Origin of the sequence: Paraperibacillus marinus (genome assembly GCF_046237605.1) — a bacterium.
In the GTDB taxonomy this organism is placed as follows: domain Bacteria; phylum Bacillota; class Bacilli; order Bacillales; family DSM-1321; genus Paraperibacillus; species Paraperibacillus marinus.
Genome location: NZ_CP143542.1, coordinates 2610225 through 2628828 on the forward strand (window position 1 = coordinate 2610225; position 18604 = coordinate 2628828).

Below are 18604 nucleotides of genomic sequence, written 5' to 3' on the forward strand. Positions count from 1 at the left end.
GTTTATAAAGGAACGAATAATCCATAATCAAAGATGACTACTTTTCCCTGCTTATTTATGCCGGCATTTCCCGGCCTTAAATCAATGGGAAGGATCTTATGTTTTAAAAATTTACTCTGCATACTTAGAAGCTGCCGAAGGCTTGAAGTGTGGTGCTGCCGGCTGCAGTCTGCCTTCTCCATTACAACCCACCCCTCTCCCCATTCAGCAACGGGACAGAGATATTCTTTTATCTCGGGGCAGCTGCTTTTGAATAGATAGAATTCCCTTCTATTGCAGACAACCCCGAGAGCAGAGAGGGGAATTTTCAACACGAATCCATTTTCCATATCGAAAACCATCCTGTTTTGCCCTTTGCCCAGCTCTCTATATGGAAGGTTTAATATTTCTTTAGCCGCTTCAGCTTTACTCAAAGAAGTGCTCCAGGCATGCTTATACATCGTCTCCAGCCATAAATCTATGGAATGAATTTCTTCAGGTGATAAGAAACGGCTTTCTTTTTTATGATTGTTTGTATTACCTTTTTTACTGGACAAGGGTACAGCCTCCTCCTGCTTATTTTTCCCTTTTCTCAATGACCATGCGCAGGCCGCCCTTTGGCCGCAGTGTAATGGAAGGGTAAGGTACTACGGTCGTTTCATCGGCAGGCCGCAGTCTATACTTGCTTGCAATAACAGCAAGGACGAGGACGGCTTCCATTAAGGCAAAGTGGTTGCCGATGCAGACCCGGGGCCCTCCGCTGAATGGAAAGTAGGCATAAGCTGGGATGGTCTTGATGAAATTGTTTTCAAATCGTTCTGGACGGAAAACATCTGGTTCAGGAAAGTATTCGGGCTTGTTGTGGAGGACCCACTGGCTCATCATGATGCTGTCGCCTTTTTTGAATTGAAGGCCCCCGATTTCCACATCCTCAATCGCTTCGCGCCCCACTATAAATCCGGGTGGATATATTCGCATAGATTCCCAGATTACATTCTGAGCATAAGTAAGTTTGGTAAAATCCCCAGGGTCCGGTTCGCGTCCATCCAGGACCCTATCCAATTCTTCGAACAGCTTTTGCTCCGCTTCCGGGTTTTGAGAAAGAAGATGAAAGGTCCATGACAGGGCATTTGCCGTAGTTTCGTGGCCCGCCAGGAAGATCGTCATCAGCTCATCACGGACTTGTTTGTCTGACATCCCTGTTCCATCCTCCTCATCCTTTGCGTCTAAAAGGATGGTAAGCATGTCCTCATGTTTCCGAGTATCTTTCCTTCGTTCTTCAATGATTCGGTAAAGTGTGTCATCTAATTCCTTTATTGCTTTTTTATACTTGCGGTTTGTTTTCGTCGGCACCCACAGAGGCGGGGTAAAAAGACTTCTCATCCTGCTGGATGAAACTCTCATAGCGGTTTCAAGCGGCTTCCCAAGCACCTTATGCCCGTCTTGAAAATCCACACTGAACATGGTTTTAGAGATGATACCAAGCGTTATGTCCATCATATCCTGCGTAATTACACGTTCTTCACCATCGTGCCATCTGGTTATATATTCCTTGGTGACATCAATCATGTCCTGGCCATAAGATGCTATATGCGTTTTTTTAAAGGCTGGCTGAATCAGCCTTCTCTGCCGCATATGCAGATCCTTCTCGCTAGTAAGCAGGCCTTCTCCAAGTATCGTTTTCAAAGAACGCATGTCTCTCGCTTTAATGAATGATTTCTGTTTCGTTACAAGCACCTGTTTGATCATTTCCGGATCTGACAATAGACACACCGATTCAGTTGGACCAAACCGGATTTTAACCGCATCGCCGTATCCAGCTAATTCTCTTAAGAATCGTAAAGGATCGGCCCGAAAATCCTTTAGATTCCCGGTAAACAGCTTCCCCTTCGGCCCTTCCTGGAAGCTTCGGCCATCTTGGTCACTCATGCAGATAACACTCCCTTCGATAAGTAATTCTCAAAAACATCATATGTAGATTTAACACAATGGCTTGTACTATAGCGGATATTTGAGGGAGACAGGTCCCCCATTTCCCGTGAACGCTTCCCCATTCTTCCCGCCTTTTCCAAGGGGGCAGCCTTGGTACCCGGGTTCTATTTCCCTGGTTACAGGCAAAAAAAAGGCCGCCGGATGGCAGCTTAGCAAACTAGTCTAATTAGTATTTCTTAAAAGATTGAAAGTGGTCCAAAAGCAGATCGCTGAACACTTCTGGAGATTCTATTTGGATGAAATGTCCTATATTGGGGACGATATGAACAGTTGCCTGGGATAGTGATTCTGCTTTTAATTTTTCAGCAAACTGTACCGGTACATATGGGTCATCCTTACCCCAGATGATGGAGACCGGGACCATTAAGCCAGACAGCATGCCTTCGTATTCCCGGACCTTGTCCTTGTTCCCCGACCGATAAAGCTCCAGTACCACCTTCCCTGCCTCCGATGATCGGAATGCTTTGTGGAAATCCTGGAGCGTATCATCATTGATTCCCGGCGCAGACTTTCTCATTCCTTCGGCGAACTTTTCCCAATCGGTCATTCCTTTAATAACACCTTCACCCACAATAGGTGTCCTCCAAAGCTTTGCGAGCTTGTGCCAGCTATAGTCCTTAGAGATGGTTGTATTCGAGACCGTGATGCTGAGTACCCGGTCCGGATGGCTGCCTGCCCACGCAAGTCCAATTAGCCCGCCCCAGTCATGGACGACGAGATGAATCTTTTCAATCGAAAGTGCAGCCAAGAATTCCGACACAAATTCAACGTATCGTTCCCAGCTCGATTTTTCTTTAAACCTGGCGCTGTCCCCAAAACCGGGCAGATCCGGTGCAATCCCGCGGAACCCTTCTGAGGCAGCTGCAGGCAGGATTTCTTTCCAGACCATGCTTGACTCCGGCACTCCATGCAGGAAAAGCACGGGAACCCCATCCCCCGGCCCCTCTTCCAGATAGCTGACTTTTCTTCCCTCTGTTATCAATTGCTTTTTTATCAAATTGAAATCATCCCCACTCATATTTTCTAACATTTCTTTCCCTATCATCGTATGTCTGAAGAAGCCGCATGGTCAGTTAAGGATGATTGATCCCGCTGTTGAATCTTTTAAGAATGGTTCTTGGCTTTCAATCGCTTTTATAAGTAGCTTTGTATATATTGTGCTATGTATTCCCTCTATTAAATCTGGACAATCTAATGAAAGAAAAATCTTCACCCTAAAATTTTACATAATGTATTTATTTGGAATATTTTTAGTTTATTTTAAATACTAACTATTTTGAAATATTAATTTTCCAGTAAAAAGTACAGAAAACCTTATATTATGTATTTAAAATTTACAAAATATTATTTACATCCCTAAACAAAAAAGTTATTATAGAATAACTAAAAGGAGGAGAAAGTATGTCATCTATGAATAAACAGAAAATTGTGGATAGTGTGCCGCAGCGTGGATTCTTCGGCCAGCCAAAAGGCTTGTTCACGTTATTCTTCACTGAGTTCTGGGAGAGATTCTCCTATTATGGCATGAGAGCCATACTTGTTTACTATATGTACTACTCGGTTTCTAAGGGCGGCCTCGGACTTGACGAACAGACAGCCCTTGCAATCGTCTCCATATATGGCTCCCTGGTTTACATGTCTGGAATCATCGGCGGCTGGCTGGCTGACAGATTGTTCGGTACTTCAAGGGCCGTATTCTACGGCGGAATACTGATCATGTTTGGACATCTAGTCCTTGCCATTCCTGGCAGCCTGACGATGTTCTTCGTCTCTATGGTCCTCATCGTACTTGGTACTGGACTTTTAAAACCGAATGTATCAAGTGTTGTTGGTGAAATGTATGCGGAAAATGACGACCGCCGCGATGCTGGCTTCAGTATTTTCTATATGGGAATCAACGCCGGCGCCTTCCTGTCACCTCTAGTCGTTGGTACTGTAGGAATGGACTACAGCTTCCACCTTGGTTTCGGAATTGCTGCTATCGGAATGCTTTTTGGCCTTATCGTCTTCGTACTTACAAAAAAGAAGAATCTTGGTCTTGCCGGTACAATCCCATCTAACCCGCTTGATCCATCTGAAAGAAAATCTGTATTTACGAAAATAGGAATCGGCGCTGTCATCCTTGCAGCCCTGATCATCGCAACATCTATGACAGGCGTGCTGACCATTACCCGCCTGATCAATATCATTGCTATTCTTGGATTCATCATTCCTGCGATGTACTTCTTCTTTATGTACCGCAGCCCTAAAACAACATCTGATGAGCGTTCCCGTCTGCTTGCTTATATCCCATTATTCCTGGCAGCAGTCATGTTCTGGTCTATCCAGGAGCAGGGCGCAACCATCCTTGCAGCCTATGCGGATAAACGCACACAGCTTGAGTTCGCAGGAATCACGATCAACCCGGCTTGGTTCCAGTCATTGAATCCATTATTTATCATCACCCTTGCTCCTGTATTTGCATGGCTGTGGGTGAGACTGGGAAAACGCCAGCCGACAATACCGCAAAAGTTCTCACTGGGTCTGCTTTTTGCCGGTCTATCATTCCTAGTCATCCTGCTTCCTGCTTATTTCGGCGGAGAAGATGCTTTGGTTAATCCATTATGGCTCGTACTGAGCTATCTGATTGTAGTTCTTGGTGAGCTCTGCCTGTCCCCTGTCGGTCTTTCAGCGACAACCAAACTTGCTCCTGCAGCATTCTCTGCCCAGACGATGAGCCTCTGGTTCCTTGCCAGTGCTGCCGCGCAGGCATTGAATGCCCTGCTTGTTAAATTCTACACGCCGGCAACAGAAATGGCGTACTTCGGAATCATCGGCGCTTCAGCCATCGTTCTAGGAATCATCCTATTAGCCCTATCCCCTAAAATTCAGGGATTGATGAAAGGCGTACGTTAATAAGTTTTAGAGCATATACGAGAGGCAGTCCAGCATTGAATTGGACTGCCTCTTTTTTTAAAAAACAAGGTATAATCGAAGAGTATTTCCTACACTAAATCCTTAAAAGGAGTATACAATAATGACCGCCAGAAAAATTGTATTGTTCATAGCTCAAAGCCTGGATGGATATATCGCAGCAAAAAATGATTCTCTACAGTGGTTATTTGATGTCGAGGGCGAAGGAGATAACGGCTACTCAGAATTTTATGATAAGGTGGACACCATCCTGCTCGGCAAAAGGACTTATGACTGGATCATGGAGCATGAGAACGGGAAATTCCCCTATCAAAATAAAGAATGTTATGTCTTTTCACGGTCAGAAATTGCGGATACTAATGCTGTTACATTCGTGAATGAAGATATCTCCGCCTTTACGGCTAAATTAAAAAAGCAGGAAGGAAAAAGCATTTGGATGGTAGGCGGCGGAGACTTATTACATACCTTCCTAAAAGAAAACCTGGTGGATGAATTAATTGTGACTATAGCTCCTAAAATCCTGGGCGATGGAATTCCATTATTCAAACCGGATGAATACCATCTGGACCTTTTCTTAAGAGGCACCAGGACTTTCAATCAATTTGTGGAGTTACAATATGAAGTCAAACGCTGACATAAAGAGGAAAAAGCCCATCACCGGGCTTTTTTCTTTATTTTTCACCATGAAGCAAATCCGGGAAATTGGTGAACACGCCGGTCACACCCCAGTCAATCAGCTTCTCCATGGTTGTCTTGTCATTGACTGAATACGGATGGATTCCGAGACCAATGTTTACCACCTTCTATACATAGTCCTCTGTCAAAAGAGGTATAGAGGTATAGTTGGGGCCGACACGTTCAGCGTATGACTTGATTGCAGCAATTTCTGTTCTCCCAAATTACATATTCCAACCCTAGAATCAGTACCCATTTATGAATAAGTTCTAGTGTATTTCTTTGTAATTTAACATCATTCGAAATACAACGTATCCGGGTGATCCGTGTATTGAGCTGCCCCGTAAATTTATTTCTGTCGTAGGTGTTTATTTTCTTCGGTTTGACGTATGATCTCGTCAACGACGTGATCGATCGGTTTGGTGGCGTCGATTATAAAACCATTTTTGGGAATGCCTTCTTTCGTTCCATACAAGCGCGTACTGATTTCCCGTTCCTCAGGTCTGCCTCCCCAATCAGTAGGGCCCAGTGCCACTCGCTCATCAATACGCCGAAGAGAGGTTTCAAGGTCCACTTCAAGGACAAACACGCCATCGAAGAGATCGATGAATTTGGGAAAATTCCTAGTCCCACCACAGAAAAATGTTACCGACTCATCCTGATTGGCGGCAAAATTTTTTACTTTATCTATATGCCAAATGTGATGTTCGGGCTTAAATCCAGCCGTCGGGATACCAGTTTCCGGATCGCCTTGATAAGCCAATTCACGGTCACCATGAATGGCTTGGCAGCCGCGCCGCTGCAATTCATTGCAGACCGTAGTTTTGCCGGCACCGGAAACGCCGCCAATCAGATAATTCCTAATGCCCATGATAAGACCCTCCATTCAACCTGATATTCTAAGCACCCCTTGGCACAATTCTTTAAAATATTTATGTAAACAGTCGCTTTTCTAATCCCCGTTCATTCCACTCCCTCCATTTAATTACTATTTAACTCATAAGCACTTTGCTTTTATTCAACTATCCTGAACATATATTTAATGAGTAAAAAAACAAAAAATGCCACAATCCAGTTTAATTAAAGCACAAAATTTGGATATTAAGCATAATTGCAATTAAACTGCACCATATATGGAACACGGCAGAATGACAAATACCAAGGTAACTTGTTAATCAGAGTTTATTTTTAGATAAAAGACAAAGAAGCCCAGACCAATAGCCTGAGCTTCCTTGTCTATATTACTTGCCCTTTTTCACTTCGTGGAGCAAATCCGGGAAATTGGTGAACATGCCGGTTACACCCCAGTCAATCAGCTTCTGCATGATTGCCTTGTCATTGACTGTATACGGATGGATTCCGAGACCGCTGTTTACCACCTTCTGTACATAGTCCTCTGTCAGATAGGTATAGTTGGGACCGACACCTTCTGCATATGATTTGATTACAGCAATTTCTGCATCGGTGATAACAGCCGTACTCTTATAGGACAAGAGCTGTATAAGCCTTATAGACGGATCCAGGCTGTGCATGATTTGCAAACTTTGCGGACTGAAGGACTGGACCAGCAGCTTTTCTTTGTCAATTCTGTACTCGTCGACAAGGCGGAGCAGCTCCTTCTCCATTCCTGGATAGACTTCTGGAGATTTGGTTTCAATATAGTAGCTTTTGTTTTTCCCAAACTCCCTGAACACTTCTTCAAGGGTCGGCACCTTCAGTCCCGCATAGTCGGGATTTGCATATTGCGGGTACTTTTCATTGAACCAGCTGCCTGCATCCAGTTCTTTAATTTCGGAAAGTGTATAATCCCTGACGAGCCCAGTGCCATTGGTGGTACGGTCCAGCGTCTCATCATGCATGGCGATCAGCTGTCCATCCTTGGTCATCTGGAGGTCGATTTCAATATAATCTCCATGAAGCTGATCTCCCATTTTATAAGAAGTGATGGTATGCTCCGGAGCGTAGCCTGATGCACCCCTATGCGAAACATTGACGATATCCGGGTATTTCTCTTTTGCTGCTGCCGCGAGCGGACCAGAGGCCAGACTTATCCCCATTACCAGTGCGCCGACTGCAGACATCCATTTTCTTTTCAATTTCATCTCTCCCATCTCTATTTATCTTCCTTTCTAGCATAGATAAAAAATATAAAGCTTCCTTTTCGATTACATTAAGATAGTTGCATATTTAGGTAAAAATATGTTAAGAAAGCGTTTACATCTTTCCGTATTTTATCTACTCCTTTCTTACTTCTAGTTTGGTCTATGTTTATCCTTGGTAATATTTTACTAAATTGCATCGAACCTCATGATATCGGGTATGCAAATAGTCCCTCAATATTTGGATATCTACTATTTTTTCTGCAAATTTCACACAAAATAATACAAGAAGGGTAAAATGATCAAAAAAGGAATTAAATATATGCTGGGGGATTCACTCTTATGAAAAGGAAAATTTTGATTCTCTTATTATCGATCATTATACTGATTGGAGGTATTTTCATTTGGTCTGTAAAAAAGCATGAGTTTACACAGGAAAAATGGAATCATGAACCTTCAGAAAGAATGGATATCGTTGACGATTTATTATCCACTCATGATCTAATTGGAATGCCCAGGGAGCGTGTTACAAGATTATTAGGATCAGATAGTGACTCCGCAGCAGAGGGAAAGGGAATAAGATACAATTTAGGACCAGAACCTGGGTTATTTGGCTTCTTCAGCATAGACGACGCCTGGTTAGTGCTTTATTTCAACAAGGATGGCCTTGTCAGTCACTATGAAGTGACTACCGATTAATGAAAAAGCTTAGTGGACACTCTCCCACTGCAGGCATTTCGATTAATTCGAAAATGCGTGCAGTTTTTAAGTGCAATGCCTGTATATTCACCAAATTATTCAAGAATAGGCTCTTTTGAAAATTCGATAACTGGGTATGTATGTTTTTCCAATCCATTATGAAATTGCTTTAATTGCTGATGAATTTCTGCCATTTCCCGATTCATGGATGTATGTAAGCCGCGGACGGCATTCTCATTTTCCATGTAAACGCCGTACCATTCCTCATCTTTCCTGTCTGTTATCTTTAAGGCGATGGCATTATATGTATCTGACAATCTTTTGAATGATGCGGCTGCCATTTTCTTGGCATCCGCTGATCCAGAACCCTCTATAACATAGTGGACTTGGACCACTCCATCACTTTCCTCCCTCTGTTGAACAGTAAAATCCGGTACATCTTCAGCCTTGTTTCCAAATGCACTATATATGGTCTGTCCCCCTGCAGCAAGCAGGATCAGGAAGAGCAGCAGAATGAGAAATTCACCCCTGCGAAAATAGGCCATAATTTCATTCCTTTCATCATAAAGCTTTCCACACTTCTACATATTAACATAAAATCCCATATAACGAATGTGAGAAAAAGACCAGATCATAATGACCTGGTCTCTGTCTTTTTATCTATCTTATAAGAAGATATTTGTATTCGGATCTTCTTTAATGCTTCTGCTGTATTCTTTACGGGCAATGCCGGATTCATTAGCCGCGTCGATGACTGCCTTCCGCACGGATTCCACGACTTTCTCATTGAATACACTCGGGATGATATAATCGGCATTCAATTCACTTTCATTGATAGAGTCAGCGATGGCTTTTGCGGCCGCAAGCTTCATATCCTCATTGATCGAGGATGCGCGGCAGTCCAGTGCACCCCTGAAGATGCCCGGGAAGCAAAGTACATTGTTGATCTGGTTCGGATAATCCGAGCGGCCAGTCGCTATGACGCTGACATACGGCTTTGCCACCTCAGGCAGGATTTCCGGAGTCGGATTCGCCATGGCAAAAACGATCGGATCCTTGCCCATCTTTTTCACGTCCTCGACTTTAAGAACGCCAGGTCCGGAAACGCCGATGAAAATATCTGCGCCGCCGATTACTTCTGAGAGCGGTCCTTGTTCCTGATTCGGATTGGTGTTTTGTGCATACCAGTTCCATTCCTGGTTTTCATATTCCTCTGTTCTGACAATGGCACCCTTTTTATCGACTCCGATGACATTTTTCGCCCCGGCGCTCAGGATCATTTTGGTGCACGCGATGCCAGCTGCCCCTATTCCACACACAACAATCTTGCAATCTTCTATCTTTTTGCCCACAACCTTCAGTGCATTGAATAGACCTGCAAGGATTACAACAGCGGTCCCGTGCTGGTCATCATGAAATACCGGGATGTCCAGCTCCTCGCTCAGCCTTCTTTCAATCTCAAAACAATTCGGAGAAGCGATATCCTCCAGATTGATTCCACCAAAAGCCGGTTCAAGCGCTTTGACCACCTGGATGATTTCCTCCGGGTCCTGTGTGTTCAGGCAGATCGGGAAAGCGTCGATATTTGCCAGCTGCTTGAACAGCATGGCTTTTCCTTCCATAACCGGCATCGCCGCTTTCGGACCGATATTTCCGAGGCCGAGCACCGCAGAGCCATCAGAAACCACAGCAATCGTATTCCTTTTGATTGTCAGCGTGTTTGCTAATGATTGATCTTTATGTATGGCCGTACATACCCGAGCCACTCCAGGCGTATATACCCGGGAAAGGTCATCACGGTTTTTGATCGGCGTTTTCAGCTTTGTTTCAATCTTGCCGCCAAGATGGACAAGGAAGGTCCTGTCCGAAACATGGATAAGCTTGACTCCCTTTATATTCGTAACTTCCCTTACCACAAGATCGCTGTGTTCCTGATCGAAAACAGTTACGGTAAAGTCGCGGACTGTCTGGGTTTTTCCCTCACTGATCACATCAATTGCAATGATGTCGCCTTTCAGTCCGTTGATCAGGGTCGCGATGGTCCCGAAGTTTGCCTTTTCTTTATCAATTTCCAGGCGGAGAATTACATTAAGGTTTGCTCCTCTAGTAGCGGTCATATTTTTTTAACTCCTTGCCTCTATTTTATTGTTCATTCTACTCTATTATAGTAAGAAATGCTTCCTAATTTCAAAGAAAAGAGAAAGCGATTGCAAAAAAAGGCGTTACCCGTTTTTCATTCCCTGAGAAACGGCTTCCGTTAGGAAAGCTTCAAGTTCTTTCTTTTTAAGCTTTCCGAGCCATTCTGCCTGATTTATGGGAAGAACTGCGGCAAGCTTCACTTTAACCATCGGCATTTCATACTCCCTGATTTCGGCAAGCGACAGCCCTTCATCGATATCGGGAAAATCCGCCTCATTCTCGTCGATGACAGGGATTCCCTTATATTCATCAGGATCATCCAGCTCACAATAAATATGCAGGCGGGGAAGCCGGCCCTTTCCATTCCCTTTATGCATGATGGTATTAAGATAGCTGCCGTTCGTCAGTTCAATCTCGACAATCATATTTTCCACTTTTTCATATTTTGTCGCCGTGATCTCGCCTACCACGCACTCCAGCTCGAGGCTATAGCCGCCCGAGGACTTGAATATGTAAATGGAAGCATTGAAGACCATGATTTCCTCTCCGTCTATCCTTAAGGATGCAATACCGGCCATAATTGTTCCTCCCCTCTTGTCCTCCCGGGCTGAAGGGGCCATCTGGCTTTCGCTCCTCTGCCTGACTATATTATAAAACTTTCTATCATTCTAATAAAATAAAAGACAAAAGAAAACGGAAGGGAGTGTCCCTTCCGTCATTTGGCTGCCTTACAGGTTCCTTCTGTAAGACTCGTTTGTTGATGCCATCTCAATTCTGGCAGAGTTTTTGGCTGCCTTGCTTTCTTTCCATCTTTCAAGCAGTTCCTTGGCGACATTGGTCCACTTGATGATATCGGCAATACGGTCCTGGCTGCCATCAATTCTGGTCTGTGCCTTAGTTGAAACATTTTGAAGCGAAGAGTTGAAGCCCTGCAGCGAATTGCCGACTTTCTTTACGTTCACAAAGACGGTATCAAGATTTTCTGACTTCTCCTGAATGTTTTCAGCAAGGGAATTCGTTTTATGTAACAGCTGAGCCGTTTCGGCTGTTACTCCCTGAAGCTGATTTTCAAGTCTTGTGATTGTTTCAGATACGGTATACATCGTTTTTTCCAGGGCTTTAAGCGTTTTCGTTAAGTAGACTACTAAAAGTACAAATGCAACTGCAATTACAGCGACACTCAAATACAAAATGATTTTCATGCTGCACCTCCTTGTTTTATAGTTTAGATAATACCCGTTTGCCCCTCATATAAACGGCTCCACTAAGTTTTTATATGTATGCCGGCTTTTCCTTGCCGGTCAAAATGCGCCAATATGAATGGTGACTTCCCGGAGGATGGCACCATGATCTCCATTTATTCAGGCAGCTCCTGTGCCGTGACCCGCCTTCCTTCTCTCGCTGAAATGGACGCAAGCTCGTTTAAAAGGCTCAGGCGATAAGCATCTTCACCGGTAATGGACGGCTCTTTTCCTTCTGCTATGGAGGCAGCCCATTGATCGATTGGCATCTCTAGGGAAGAAGGGATATCTTCAGGAGTAAGCCAATCCTCACCCAGCATCTTGCTTTTTATTTTTACCGCTTTATCTTCAATCATGATCGTCCCCTCGGTGCCATAAAGCTCCAGCTGGAATGGACTTCCGTACGAAACAAAGCCTGTTTCCAGGATGGCGAGGACTCCTGATTCGTACTCCACGATTGCTGCTGAGTTCACATCAACCCCATGGCCATGTTCCTGGAATACCGCTGTTACAGCCGAAAGCGGACCGCAGATTCGGTTGGCAAGATAAATGGGATGTGCTCCAAGGTCGATGAATGCTCCTCCGCCGCACTCTTCTCTGTCAAAGAAGTGGGCAGGAAGCCAGCCGCCGCCATCCCCCTCACTCACTGCCCCATTATGGGCCATGCGGCAGCGAATGGCCGTCAATTTCCCAAGAAGTCCGTCATCAAGCGCTTTCTGGGCATATAAGTAGTATCCTTCCACGAGCCGTGGCAGGGAAATAACAAGTCTAACATCATGTTCTTCCATCGACTGGAGAACCTCCTGGGCATCTCTGGCAGATAGAGCCAGTACCTTTTCTGTGAAAATATGTTTTTTATGGGAGGCAGCAGCAAGCATGATCCTTGTATGCATATTGGTCGGAGATGCTACAATCACAGCATCAATCTCCGGATCAGCAAGTACTTTCTCCAGGTTTTCTTCATACGTCACACCCAGGGAATCCGCCCACTCCCTGCCCCGCTCCGGATTTTCATCCCATACTTTTTCAACTGCAATCAGATGGGACTTCATCGCTGCTTCTGCATATTCATCGGCATGCACATGCCAGCGGCTGAGTAATGCTGTTCTGATCATAGGCTCACCTTCTCATTCGTATTTGTCTCTCTTCAAGTATACCTAAATGGAAGCAATGGAGCGTAGCCATAAGGCAGTTTCATTTCTGCCAATCCGGCAGCCCGTGAATTGTAGTCTGGCTGGCAATATAATATGATAGTTTACAATACTGTGAAAATTAGGAGGAGCTTATGAACGAAACACTGGCCTGTAAGGATATCATTTACGCATTCAGCAAAGACCATCAACCGGTCAAAAGGATAAAATCCGGTACAACCATAGCTATTGAAACGTATGATTGTTTCAAAAATCAGCTGAATGCGGACAATCTTGAATTCCTGTCCCTAAACTGGGATCAGATCAACCCGGCCACAGGTCCCATTTTTATTGAGGGGGCCGAGCCTGGTGATGTGCTTAAGGTGACGATAGAAGACATTGAAATAGCGGACAGCGGCGTGATGACTGTCGGACCCGATCTCGGTGTGATGGGACACCGTCTCGATACTTATGAAGCCAAATTGATTCCCATACAAGACAATAAAGCGATCTTTAATGAAAAAATAGCCATTGATATCAACCCGATGATTGGCGTGATCGGCGTCGCACCGCAGGGTGAGCCGATCTCCTGCGGGACTCCGGGCAGGCATGGCGGAAATATGGACACTACCCTGATCGCACCGGGCGCCGAGCTGTATCTGCCTGTCTTTGCAGAAGGAGCCCTGTTTGCCCTTGGTGACATGCATGCAGCCATGGGAGATGGGGAGATCGGCGTATCCGGCATAGAAGTGCCGGGTAAGGCGACCGTGACGCTTGAAGTCATCAAAGGACATACCCTCAGCCATCCGCTCGTCATTAACGAAGAAGGGGCCGCCATCCTAGTTTCAGCTGTAACACTCGATGAAGCAGTAAAAACAGCAGTGGAAGAAATGCTTCATCTCCTTCTTCCCCATGCCGGCCTGTCCCTGAACGAACTGACCATGCTTTTCAGTGCTGCCGGCCAGGCACAAATCAGCCAGGTGGTCGACCCGCTCGTGACAGCGCGCTTTTTTATTCCGGCGGGGATTTTGGAGTCTTGTGGTATTGAGTTGTTTAAATCGTAGGTAAGGTGCTTTATGAAGTATCTCTTCACAGAAGTATGTTGCTTCAAAAGCAATATACTTCTACCTTTAATTTCAATAGGTTTCCCCAGATATAGATTATGAATATTAGATTTGGTTGAAGGAAAAAGGATATACATACAAAAAAGCACCCTCACTCCGGGTGCCAAAAAAAGTCTCATATTGACTTTTTATCTAAAAGCTCATACCTTCTAATTATTCTTTGGTGATTTCCTGTTTTTATCATCTCTATAATTTCAGGATCTTCACTCTTCGCAGCAGCTGTAAGATCCCTTAGCTGGGGAAGGGCACCAAATTTAATTAAGTAGGCAATAATGAATTTATTTTTGTTATGGATGGCTATTTCGAGAGCAGTTTCTCCAGTACCGGACATGAAATTGCCCCCATATCCCCTTTCTTCTAACTGTGTCTTCACAGCTTCCGTATCAGAATCTCGAACAAAATGAATCATTTTATCATTGAAAGAGTTCCCGTGTTCTTTAAGATTCTTTTCTTTTCCCTTTAACTTGTCTGTATTTTTAATGTGTTTTCCAATCTTTGTTACGATTACTGATAGAATTAACATAAAAATAATTGGTAAGAAGAACCTTGGGAAACAATAGATTAAGAATAGAGCCAGGGGAAGCAAGATAAAGATACCGCCAAGCCAGCCTGTGATAACTTCCTCCATCTCGCTTACATGCCTTTTCCTTGAATTCTTAAACCCTTTTTTTCTGCCGTGTGCCAGGTTTATTTTGAAAGACCTTACTGTATTAGGATCATTGTTTATCTTTGTTTTGCCTGTTGTATATGTAATTCCCTTTACCCTTTTTGCCATTTGTTTCCCCCCGCCTGATTTACCTATGTTGATTTATCTTTTATCTTTTAATGGAGTTGATTTATCTTTAAACAATTAAATCATATGACCCAGCCCTCTAACTCATCTAAATCACCTTTTGGGCATAACAAGAAGCATCCGAGTAGGATGCTCTCTTAATGGATGCCTATATCAGGGCACATTACTAAAATGGCCCATTATACCTACGATGACAGAGCATTCACTGCCCTCTCCAGCCTCTTCATCCCTTCTTCAACAATGGAACGCGGACAGGCAATATTGATCCTCAGGAAGCCCTCTCCTCCTTCTCCGAAAATATAGCCGTGATTGAACGCCACTTTGGCTTCTTTTTGCATATGTCGCTCCAGCTCCTTGGCATCAAGCCCGAGCGTACGGCAGTCCACCCATACCAGATAGGTGCCTTCGAGCGGTGAAACGATCAGCTTGTTCAAATGGGTTTCCAGGTAATTTTTTATATAATTGTAATTGCCCTGCAGATACTCCAGCAGCTGATCCAGCCAGTCGGCACCTTCCAGGTAAGCACTTTCTGCAGCCGCGATTCCGAACGTGTTCATGGATCCAAGAAAATGCTCTTCCATGGATTTTTTGAATTTCGCCCGTAAATTGGCGTTGGGAATAATGATATTTGAAGTCTGCAGCCCGGCCAGATTAAACGTTTTGCTTGGTGCTGTGCAGATGATTGAATTCTGCTCAAATTCCTCGTTAATGGAAGCAAAGACCGTATGCCTGCTGCCCGGCATCACGAGGTCCGCATGGATTTCATCTGACACGATGAGCACATCGTTCGCAAGACAGATCTCACCCAGCTCCCGCAGCTCCTCTTCACTCCATACCCTGCCAACAGGATTGTGCGGAGAACACAGGATCAGCATCTTGACTCCAAGCTTCAGCTTTTCCTTTAAGTCTGTAAAATTCATGGTGTAGCGGCCAGCCTCGTTCTGAAGTTGATTTACTGTCAGCTCCCGCCCGTTCATTTCAACCACTTTGGCGAATGGATGATAAACCGGGCTTTGGATCATAATCCTGTCACCAGGTGCCGTAAAAGCCTGGACAATGATATTCAAAGCTGGCACCACCCCCGGCGCATGGCTGATCCATTCTTTTTGGATATCCCAGTTGTGTCTTGTCTTCATCCAGCCAATTACTGCATCCCAATAGGAAGCCGTCCCGCCTGTATATCCAAAGATACCGTGCTCTGCTTTTGCCTTAAGGGCTTCTATAACAGGCTGCGGCACTTTAAAATCCATGTCAGCCACCCACATAGGCAGGATATCTTTGTCGCCAAAAAGCACTTCCGATTGATCCCATTTCACCGAACCTGTATTTGTTCTGGGAATATGTTCGTCAAAATTATATTTCATGTTATGTCCTCCTAAGGCCGCATATCCAAAGCGCGTGGAAGCGGAAATATGTATGGTTATCAGTACTTTACCGGATAGTGCACCACTTAATCAACTAACATGATCATAAATCAAAATAACCCGCCAGAGGCGGGCTCAGATTGTAGACAAACACCAAAATTCAATTGGAGAAAAAGGGGCTTTGTTCCTTTTTAAGTTACATATTTCTTCCATTGGGGAAATCACTATATATTGATCAGTTAGCAATTATAAAAAATGGCTGTCGACTTTGTCGAAAGCCAGAACCCGCCAGAAGCGGGCTGAATATATGATCCCGATTTATACCAAAAGCATGGTCACCAGGAGGACAACGGACAATCCGATATAACTGGCACCGGAGTATTCCGCTGCAGCGGAGGCGATATGGGAACTGAGTGCCGTCCCGCCCAGGATTAAATCAATTCCAATCACGGCAGCAATAACCGGAACGGCAAGCAGCGACCGTTTCCTGATCAGCATGAAGGCCCCTATGATGCCCGCCGCATAAACTGCACTGATTAAATAAATCATTATACTCCATCTCCTCATACCCTTTTGGATATCTTAATGTATTCTTTTCATTGAGCTAAGATAACCCTTATTTCTTAACTTTTCCTTAATTCATTCTTCAGACGGTCGCGCCTTCCTTCCTTTACCCTTACCGCGAAATGGGAGGCTGTAAACATGTCAATTGGGCTGTTGCACAAGTAAAGCAGTCCTCTCCGCAAGATAATCCACCCGCTTCCGCAAGTAAATCTGACCGCTCCGCAAGTAAACCGGGCCTTCAGCAAGTAAACATGGGCGTCAGGCTGGTATTAGGCTTCCAAAACGGGCTAATCATCCTCCTGCCAGTTTCCTTGGGTACTTTTAATAAAATTACATCTAACAGAAGCTAATATAGTGAGAAAATATTATAGAAATCCACTATTTAATCTCATTCAGCAAATCAGCCCTTTCACCACAGCCCCGCTGCTAATAAAAAGAGGATGCCCCTTCTTCGGGACCTCCTCTAAGCTTTAATGGCGGGCAGCCGCCGTTTCACTGCGTTCGCCGCTTGCTTCATTCATGATGAAGAAAGAAGTTAATAGCGCCAGGATGCTGCCAATGAAGCCAAATATAAACAGGTGATGAATACCGTCCATTGCGGTCTGCCCGTTTGTGAGCAGGGCACCCATGATGGTCACGCCGACGGCGGTACCCATGTTGCGGCAGAACATGAAGAACGAGGTGGAAATCCCTTTTTCATGAGCCCCGGACAGCTGCTGGGCCCCGATCATGCCGACTGTGGAGAGCAGGCCAAATGCCAGACCCTGGACCGTCATGATGGCAAATACATACCAGAATCCATGCCCTTCATTCAGGAGTATCAGCATGAGTCCTGATAGCAGCAGCAGCGCATTGCCTGCAATGAGCAGGATCCGGTATCCATATTTGAGGATCCATTTTCCTGCAGGCACCGCGACTGCCATCCAGCCGATGGCTGTCCCAAGCAGGGCGACGCCACTCAGGAATAATGACATCCCCGCTACATTCTGAAGGAACAGCGGAATGTAGCTTGAAGTGCCGAATAGGGCAAGTGTCCCGATCAAGGCGTTGATGTTGATCCAGGAAATGGTTTTGCTTTTAAAGAGCGATAGTGGCACGATGGGCGAAGGCTGCTTCTTTTCAAAAAAGTAGAAGATGACCAGCAGCACAAGCCCGCCTGCAATGTAGACCAGCTGATCTGAGCTGACCACGGTCACAAGCAGCAGCAGAGTGACGCCTGCCGCAAAAAGGGCAGCCCCAGCATAATCCACGGATGCCCGCTTTGGCTGGTATCGTTCCTCATAAGGCAGCAGGGTCAGGAATGCAATGATACAAATTGGCAGGTTGATGAAGAAGATCCATCTCCAGGTCATATATTCGATGAAAAAGGCTCCAAGAAGCGGTGCCAGTACAGCTGACAGACCCCACATCGCTGTGAACAGCGCCTGAATTTTCCCCCTCTTTTCAACTGAAAATAAATCGCCTGCTATGATGGCTGGGAAAGGCATCATGAAACCAGCTCCGATTCCCTGCACAGCCCTGAAGATAACAAGCTGAAGCATGGAACTTGAAATACCGCATAATAGGGATCCGGCCAGGAATAAAAGGATTCCCGCTGCGAATACCCTTTTCCGTCCAAACAGATCGGACAGCCTTCCGGCCACTGGCGACAGGATGGTGGTGGTAATCATATAAGATGCAAACGACCAGGCATACAGATCGAACCGGCCGAGTTCATCGGCAATGATCGGCATGGTCGTGTTCATGATCGTAGCGTCCATCGATGCCACTAGCATGGCAAGGACTATGCTGATCATAACTGAAGTTCTACTTTTCATTTTCTCTTTCTCCTTACTTTAATTAACACTATATCTCTGACATATAATAACAGGACTGCCCGCTTTTTTCCTTTC

The 18604-nt window shown here is 45.0% G+C and carries 19 protein-coding genes; 4 read left to right on the top strand and 15 right to left on the bottom strand.

Features of this window, described 5'->3' with window-relative positions:
• Nucleotides 1-2: 2 nt before the first annotated feature.
• From V1498_RS13165 to V1498_RS13175, 3 genes are all read right to left on the bottom strand, one after another.
• The gene (locus tag V1498_RS13165; protein WP_409294175.1) at nucleotides 3-536 is read right to left on the bottom strand and encodes a hypothetical protein; all 534 of its coding nucleotides are present in this window, start codon (nucleotides 534-536) and stop codon (nucleotides 3-5) included.
• A gap of 19 nt (nucleotides 537-555) precedes the next feature.
• Nucleotides 556-1908, bottom strand: a complete 1353-nt coding sequence (locus V1498_RS13170; RefSeq protein ID WP_409294176.1) for a cytochrome P450 — start codon at nucleotides 1906-1908, stop codon at nucleotides 556-558.
• 229 nt (nucleotides 1909-2137) lie between these two features.
• Nucleotides 2138-2968: an alpha/beta fold hydrolase gene (locus tag V1498_RS13175; RefSeq protein WP_409294177.1), complete on the bottom strand. Its 831-nt coding sequence runs from the start codon at nucleotides 2966-2968 to the stop codon at nucleotides 2138-2140.
• 404 nt (nucleotides 2969-3372) lie between these two features.
• Here V1498_RS13175 and V1498_RS13180 point away from each other — a divergent pair, with 404 nt between their 5' ends.
• Both V1498_RS13180 and V1498_RS13185 read left to right on the top strand, forming a co-directional pair.
• The gene (locus V1498_RS13180) at nucleotides 3373-4866 is read left to right on the top strand and encodes a peptide MFS transporter (RefSeq protein WP_409294178.1); all 1494 of its coding nucleotides are present in this window, start codon (nucleotides 3373-3375) and stop codon (nucleotides 4864-4866) included.
• Nucleotides 4867-4987: 121 nt separating this feature from the next.
• Nucleotides 4988-5518 (top strand): dihydrofolate reductase family protein, encoded by a 531-nt coding sequence (locus tag V1498_RS13185; protein ID WP_409294179.1) that lies wholly within the window; start codon nucleotides 4988-4990, stop codon nucleotides 5516-5518.
• 37 nt (nucleotides 5519-5555) lie between these two features.
• Here V1498_RS13185 and V1498_RS13190 read toward each other — a convergent pair whose 3' ends face one another.
• The 3 genes from V1498_RS13190 to V1498_RS13200 form a co-directional block, all read right to left on the bottom strand.
• Entirely contained in the window at nucleotides 5556-5684 is a 129-nt protein-coding gene (locus V1498_RS13190) for a glycerophosphodiester phosphodiesterase family protein (protein ID WP_409294180.1), read from the bottom strand.
• Nucleotides 5685-5908: 224 nt separating this feature from the next.
• A complete protein-coding gene (locus V1498_RS13195; RefSeq protein ID WP_409294181.1) occupies nucleotides 5909-6430 on the bottom strand; it encodes an AAA family ATPase in 522 nt (173 codons plus the stop codon).
• Nucleotides 6431-6800: 370 nt separating this feature from the next.
• Nucleotides 6801-7661, bottom strand: coding sequence for a glycerophosphodiester phosphodiesterase (locus tag V1498_RS13200; RefSeq protein ID WP_409294182.1), 861 nt, complete (start codon nucleotides 7659-7661; stop codon nucleotides 6801-6803).
• A gap of 339 nt (nucleotides 7662-8000) precedes the next feature.
• On the opposite strand from V1498_RS13200, the gene V1498_RS13205 reads away from it, so the two are divergent.
• The gene (locus V1498_RS13205) at nucleotides 8001-8357 is read left to right on the top strand and encodes a hypothetical protein (protein WP_409294183.1); all 357 of its coding nucleotides are present in this window, start codon (nucleotides 8001-8003) and stop codon (nucleotides 8355-8357) included.
• Between the two features lie 95 nt (nucleotides 8358-8452).
• On the opposite strand, the gene V1498_RS13210 is transcribed toward V1498_RS13205, so the two are convergent.
• From V1498_RS13210 to V1498_RS13230, 5 genes are all read right to left on the bottom strand, one after another.
• Nucleotides 8453-8902, bottom strand: a complete 450-nt coding sequence (locus V1498_RS13210; RefSeq protein WP_409294184.1) for a hypothetical protein — start codon at nucleotides 8900-8902, stop codon at nucleotides 8453-8455.
• Nucleotides 8903-9022: 120 nt separating this feature from the next.
• Nucleotides 9023-10474 carry an NAD-dependent malic enzyme gene (locus V1498_RS13215; protein WP_409294185.1) on the bottom strand — a complete coding sequence of 484 codons (1452 nt, stop codon included), beginning with the start codon at nucleotides 10472-10474 and terminating at the stop codon, nucleotides 9023-9025.
• Between the two features lie 105 nt (nucleotides 10475-10579).
• Nucleotides 10580-11074 carry a hypothetical protein gene (locus V1498_RS13220; protein ID WP_409294186.1) on the bottom strand — a complete coding sequence of 165 codons (495 nt, stop codon included), beginning with the start codon at nucleotides 11072-11074 and terminating at the stop codon, nucleotides 10580-10582.
• Nucleotides 11075-11224: 150 nt separating this feature from the next.
• Nucleotides 11225-11698 (bottom strand): DUF948 domain-containing protein, encoded by a 474-nt coding sequence (locus V1498_RS13225; RefSeq protein ID WP_409294187.1) that lies wholly within the window; start codon nucleotides 11696-11698, stop codon nucleotides 11225-11227.
• A 155-nt stretch (nucleotides 11699-11853) separates the two neighbouring features.
• Nucleotides 11854-12852, bottom strand: coding sequence for a Gfo/Idh/MocA family protein (locus tag V1498_RS13230; RefSeq protein WP_409294188.1), 999 nt, complete (start codon nucleotides 12850-12852; stop codon nucleotides 11854-11856).
• 170 nt (nucleotides 12853-13022) lie between these two features.
• Here V1498_RS13230 and V1498_RS13235 point away from each other — a divergent pair, with 170 nt between their 5' ends.
• Complete coding sequence (locus V1498_RS13235) at nucleotides 13023-13931, top strand: acetamidase/formamidase family protein (protein WP_409294189.1); 909 nt, start codon at nucleotides 13023-13025, stop codon at nucleotides 13929-13931.
• Between the two features lie 175 nt (nucleotides 13932-14106).
• Here the strand turns inward: V1498_RS13235 and V1498_RS13240 are convergent, their stop codons facing one another.
• The 4 genes from V1498_RS13240 to V1498_RS13255 form a co-directional block, all read right to left on the bottom strand.
• Nucleotides 14107-14766, bottom strand: coding sequence for a hypothetical protein (locus V1498_RS13240; protein WP_409294190.1), 660 nt, complete (start codon nucleotides 14764-14766; stop codon nucleotides 14107-14109).
• 203 nt (nucleotides 14767-14969) lie between these two features.
• Entirely contained in the window at nucleotides 14970-16148 is a 1179-nt protein-coding gene (locus V1498_RS13245; protein ID WP_409294191.1) for a MalY/PatB family protein, read from the bottom strand.
• Nucleotides 16149-16466: 318 nt separating this feature from the next.
• Nucleotides 16467-16697, bottom strand: coding sequence for a hypothetical protein (locus V1498_RS13250; protein ID WP_409294192.1), 231 nt, complete (start codon nucleotides 16695-16697; stop codon nucleotides 16467-16469).
• A gap of 485 nt (nucleotides 16698-17182) precedes the next feature.
• Nucleotides 17183-18529 (bottom strand): MFS transporter, encoded by a 1347-nt coding sequence (locus tag V1498_RS13255; RefSeq protein WP_409294193.1) that lies wholly within the window; start codon nucleotides 18527-18529, stop codon nucleotides 17183-17185.
• Nucleotides 18530-18604 lie beyond the last annotated feature (75 nt).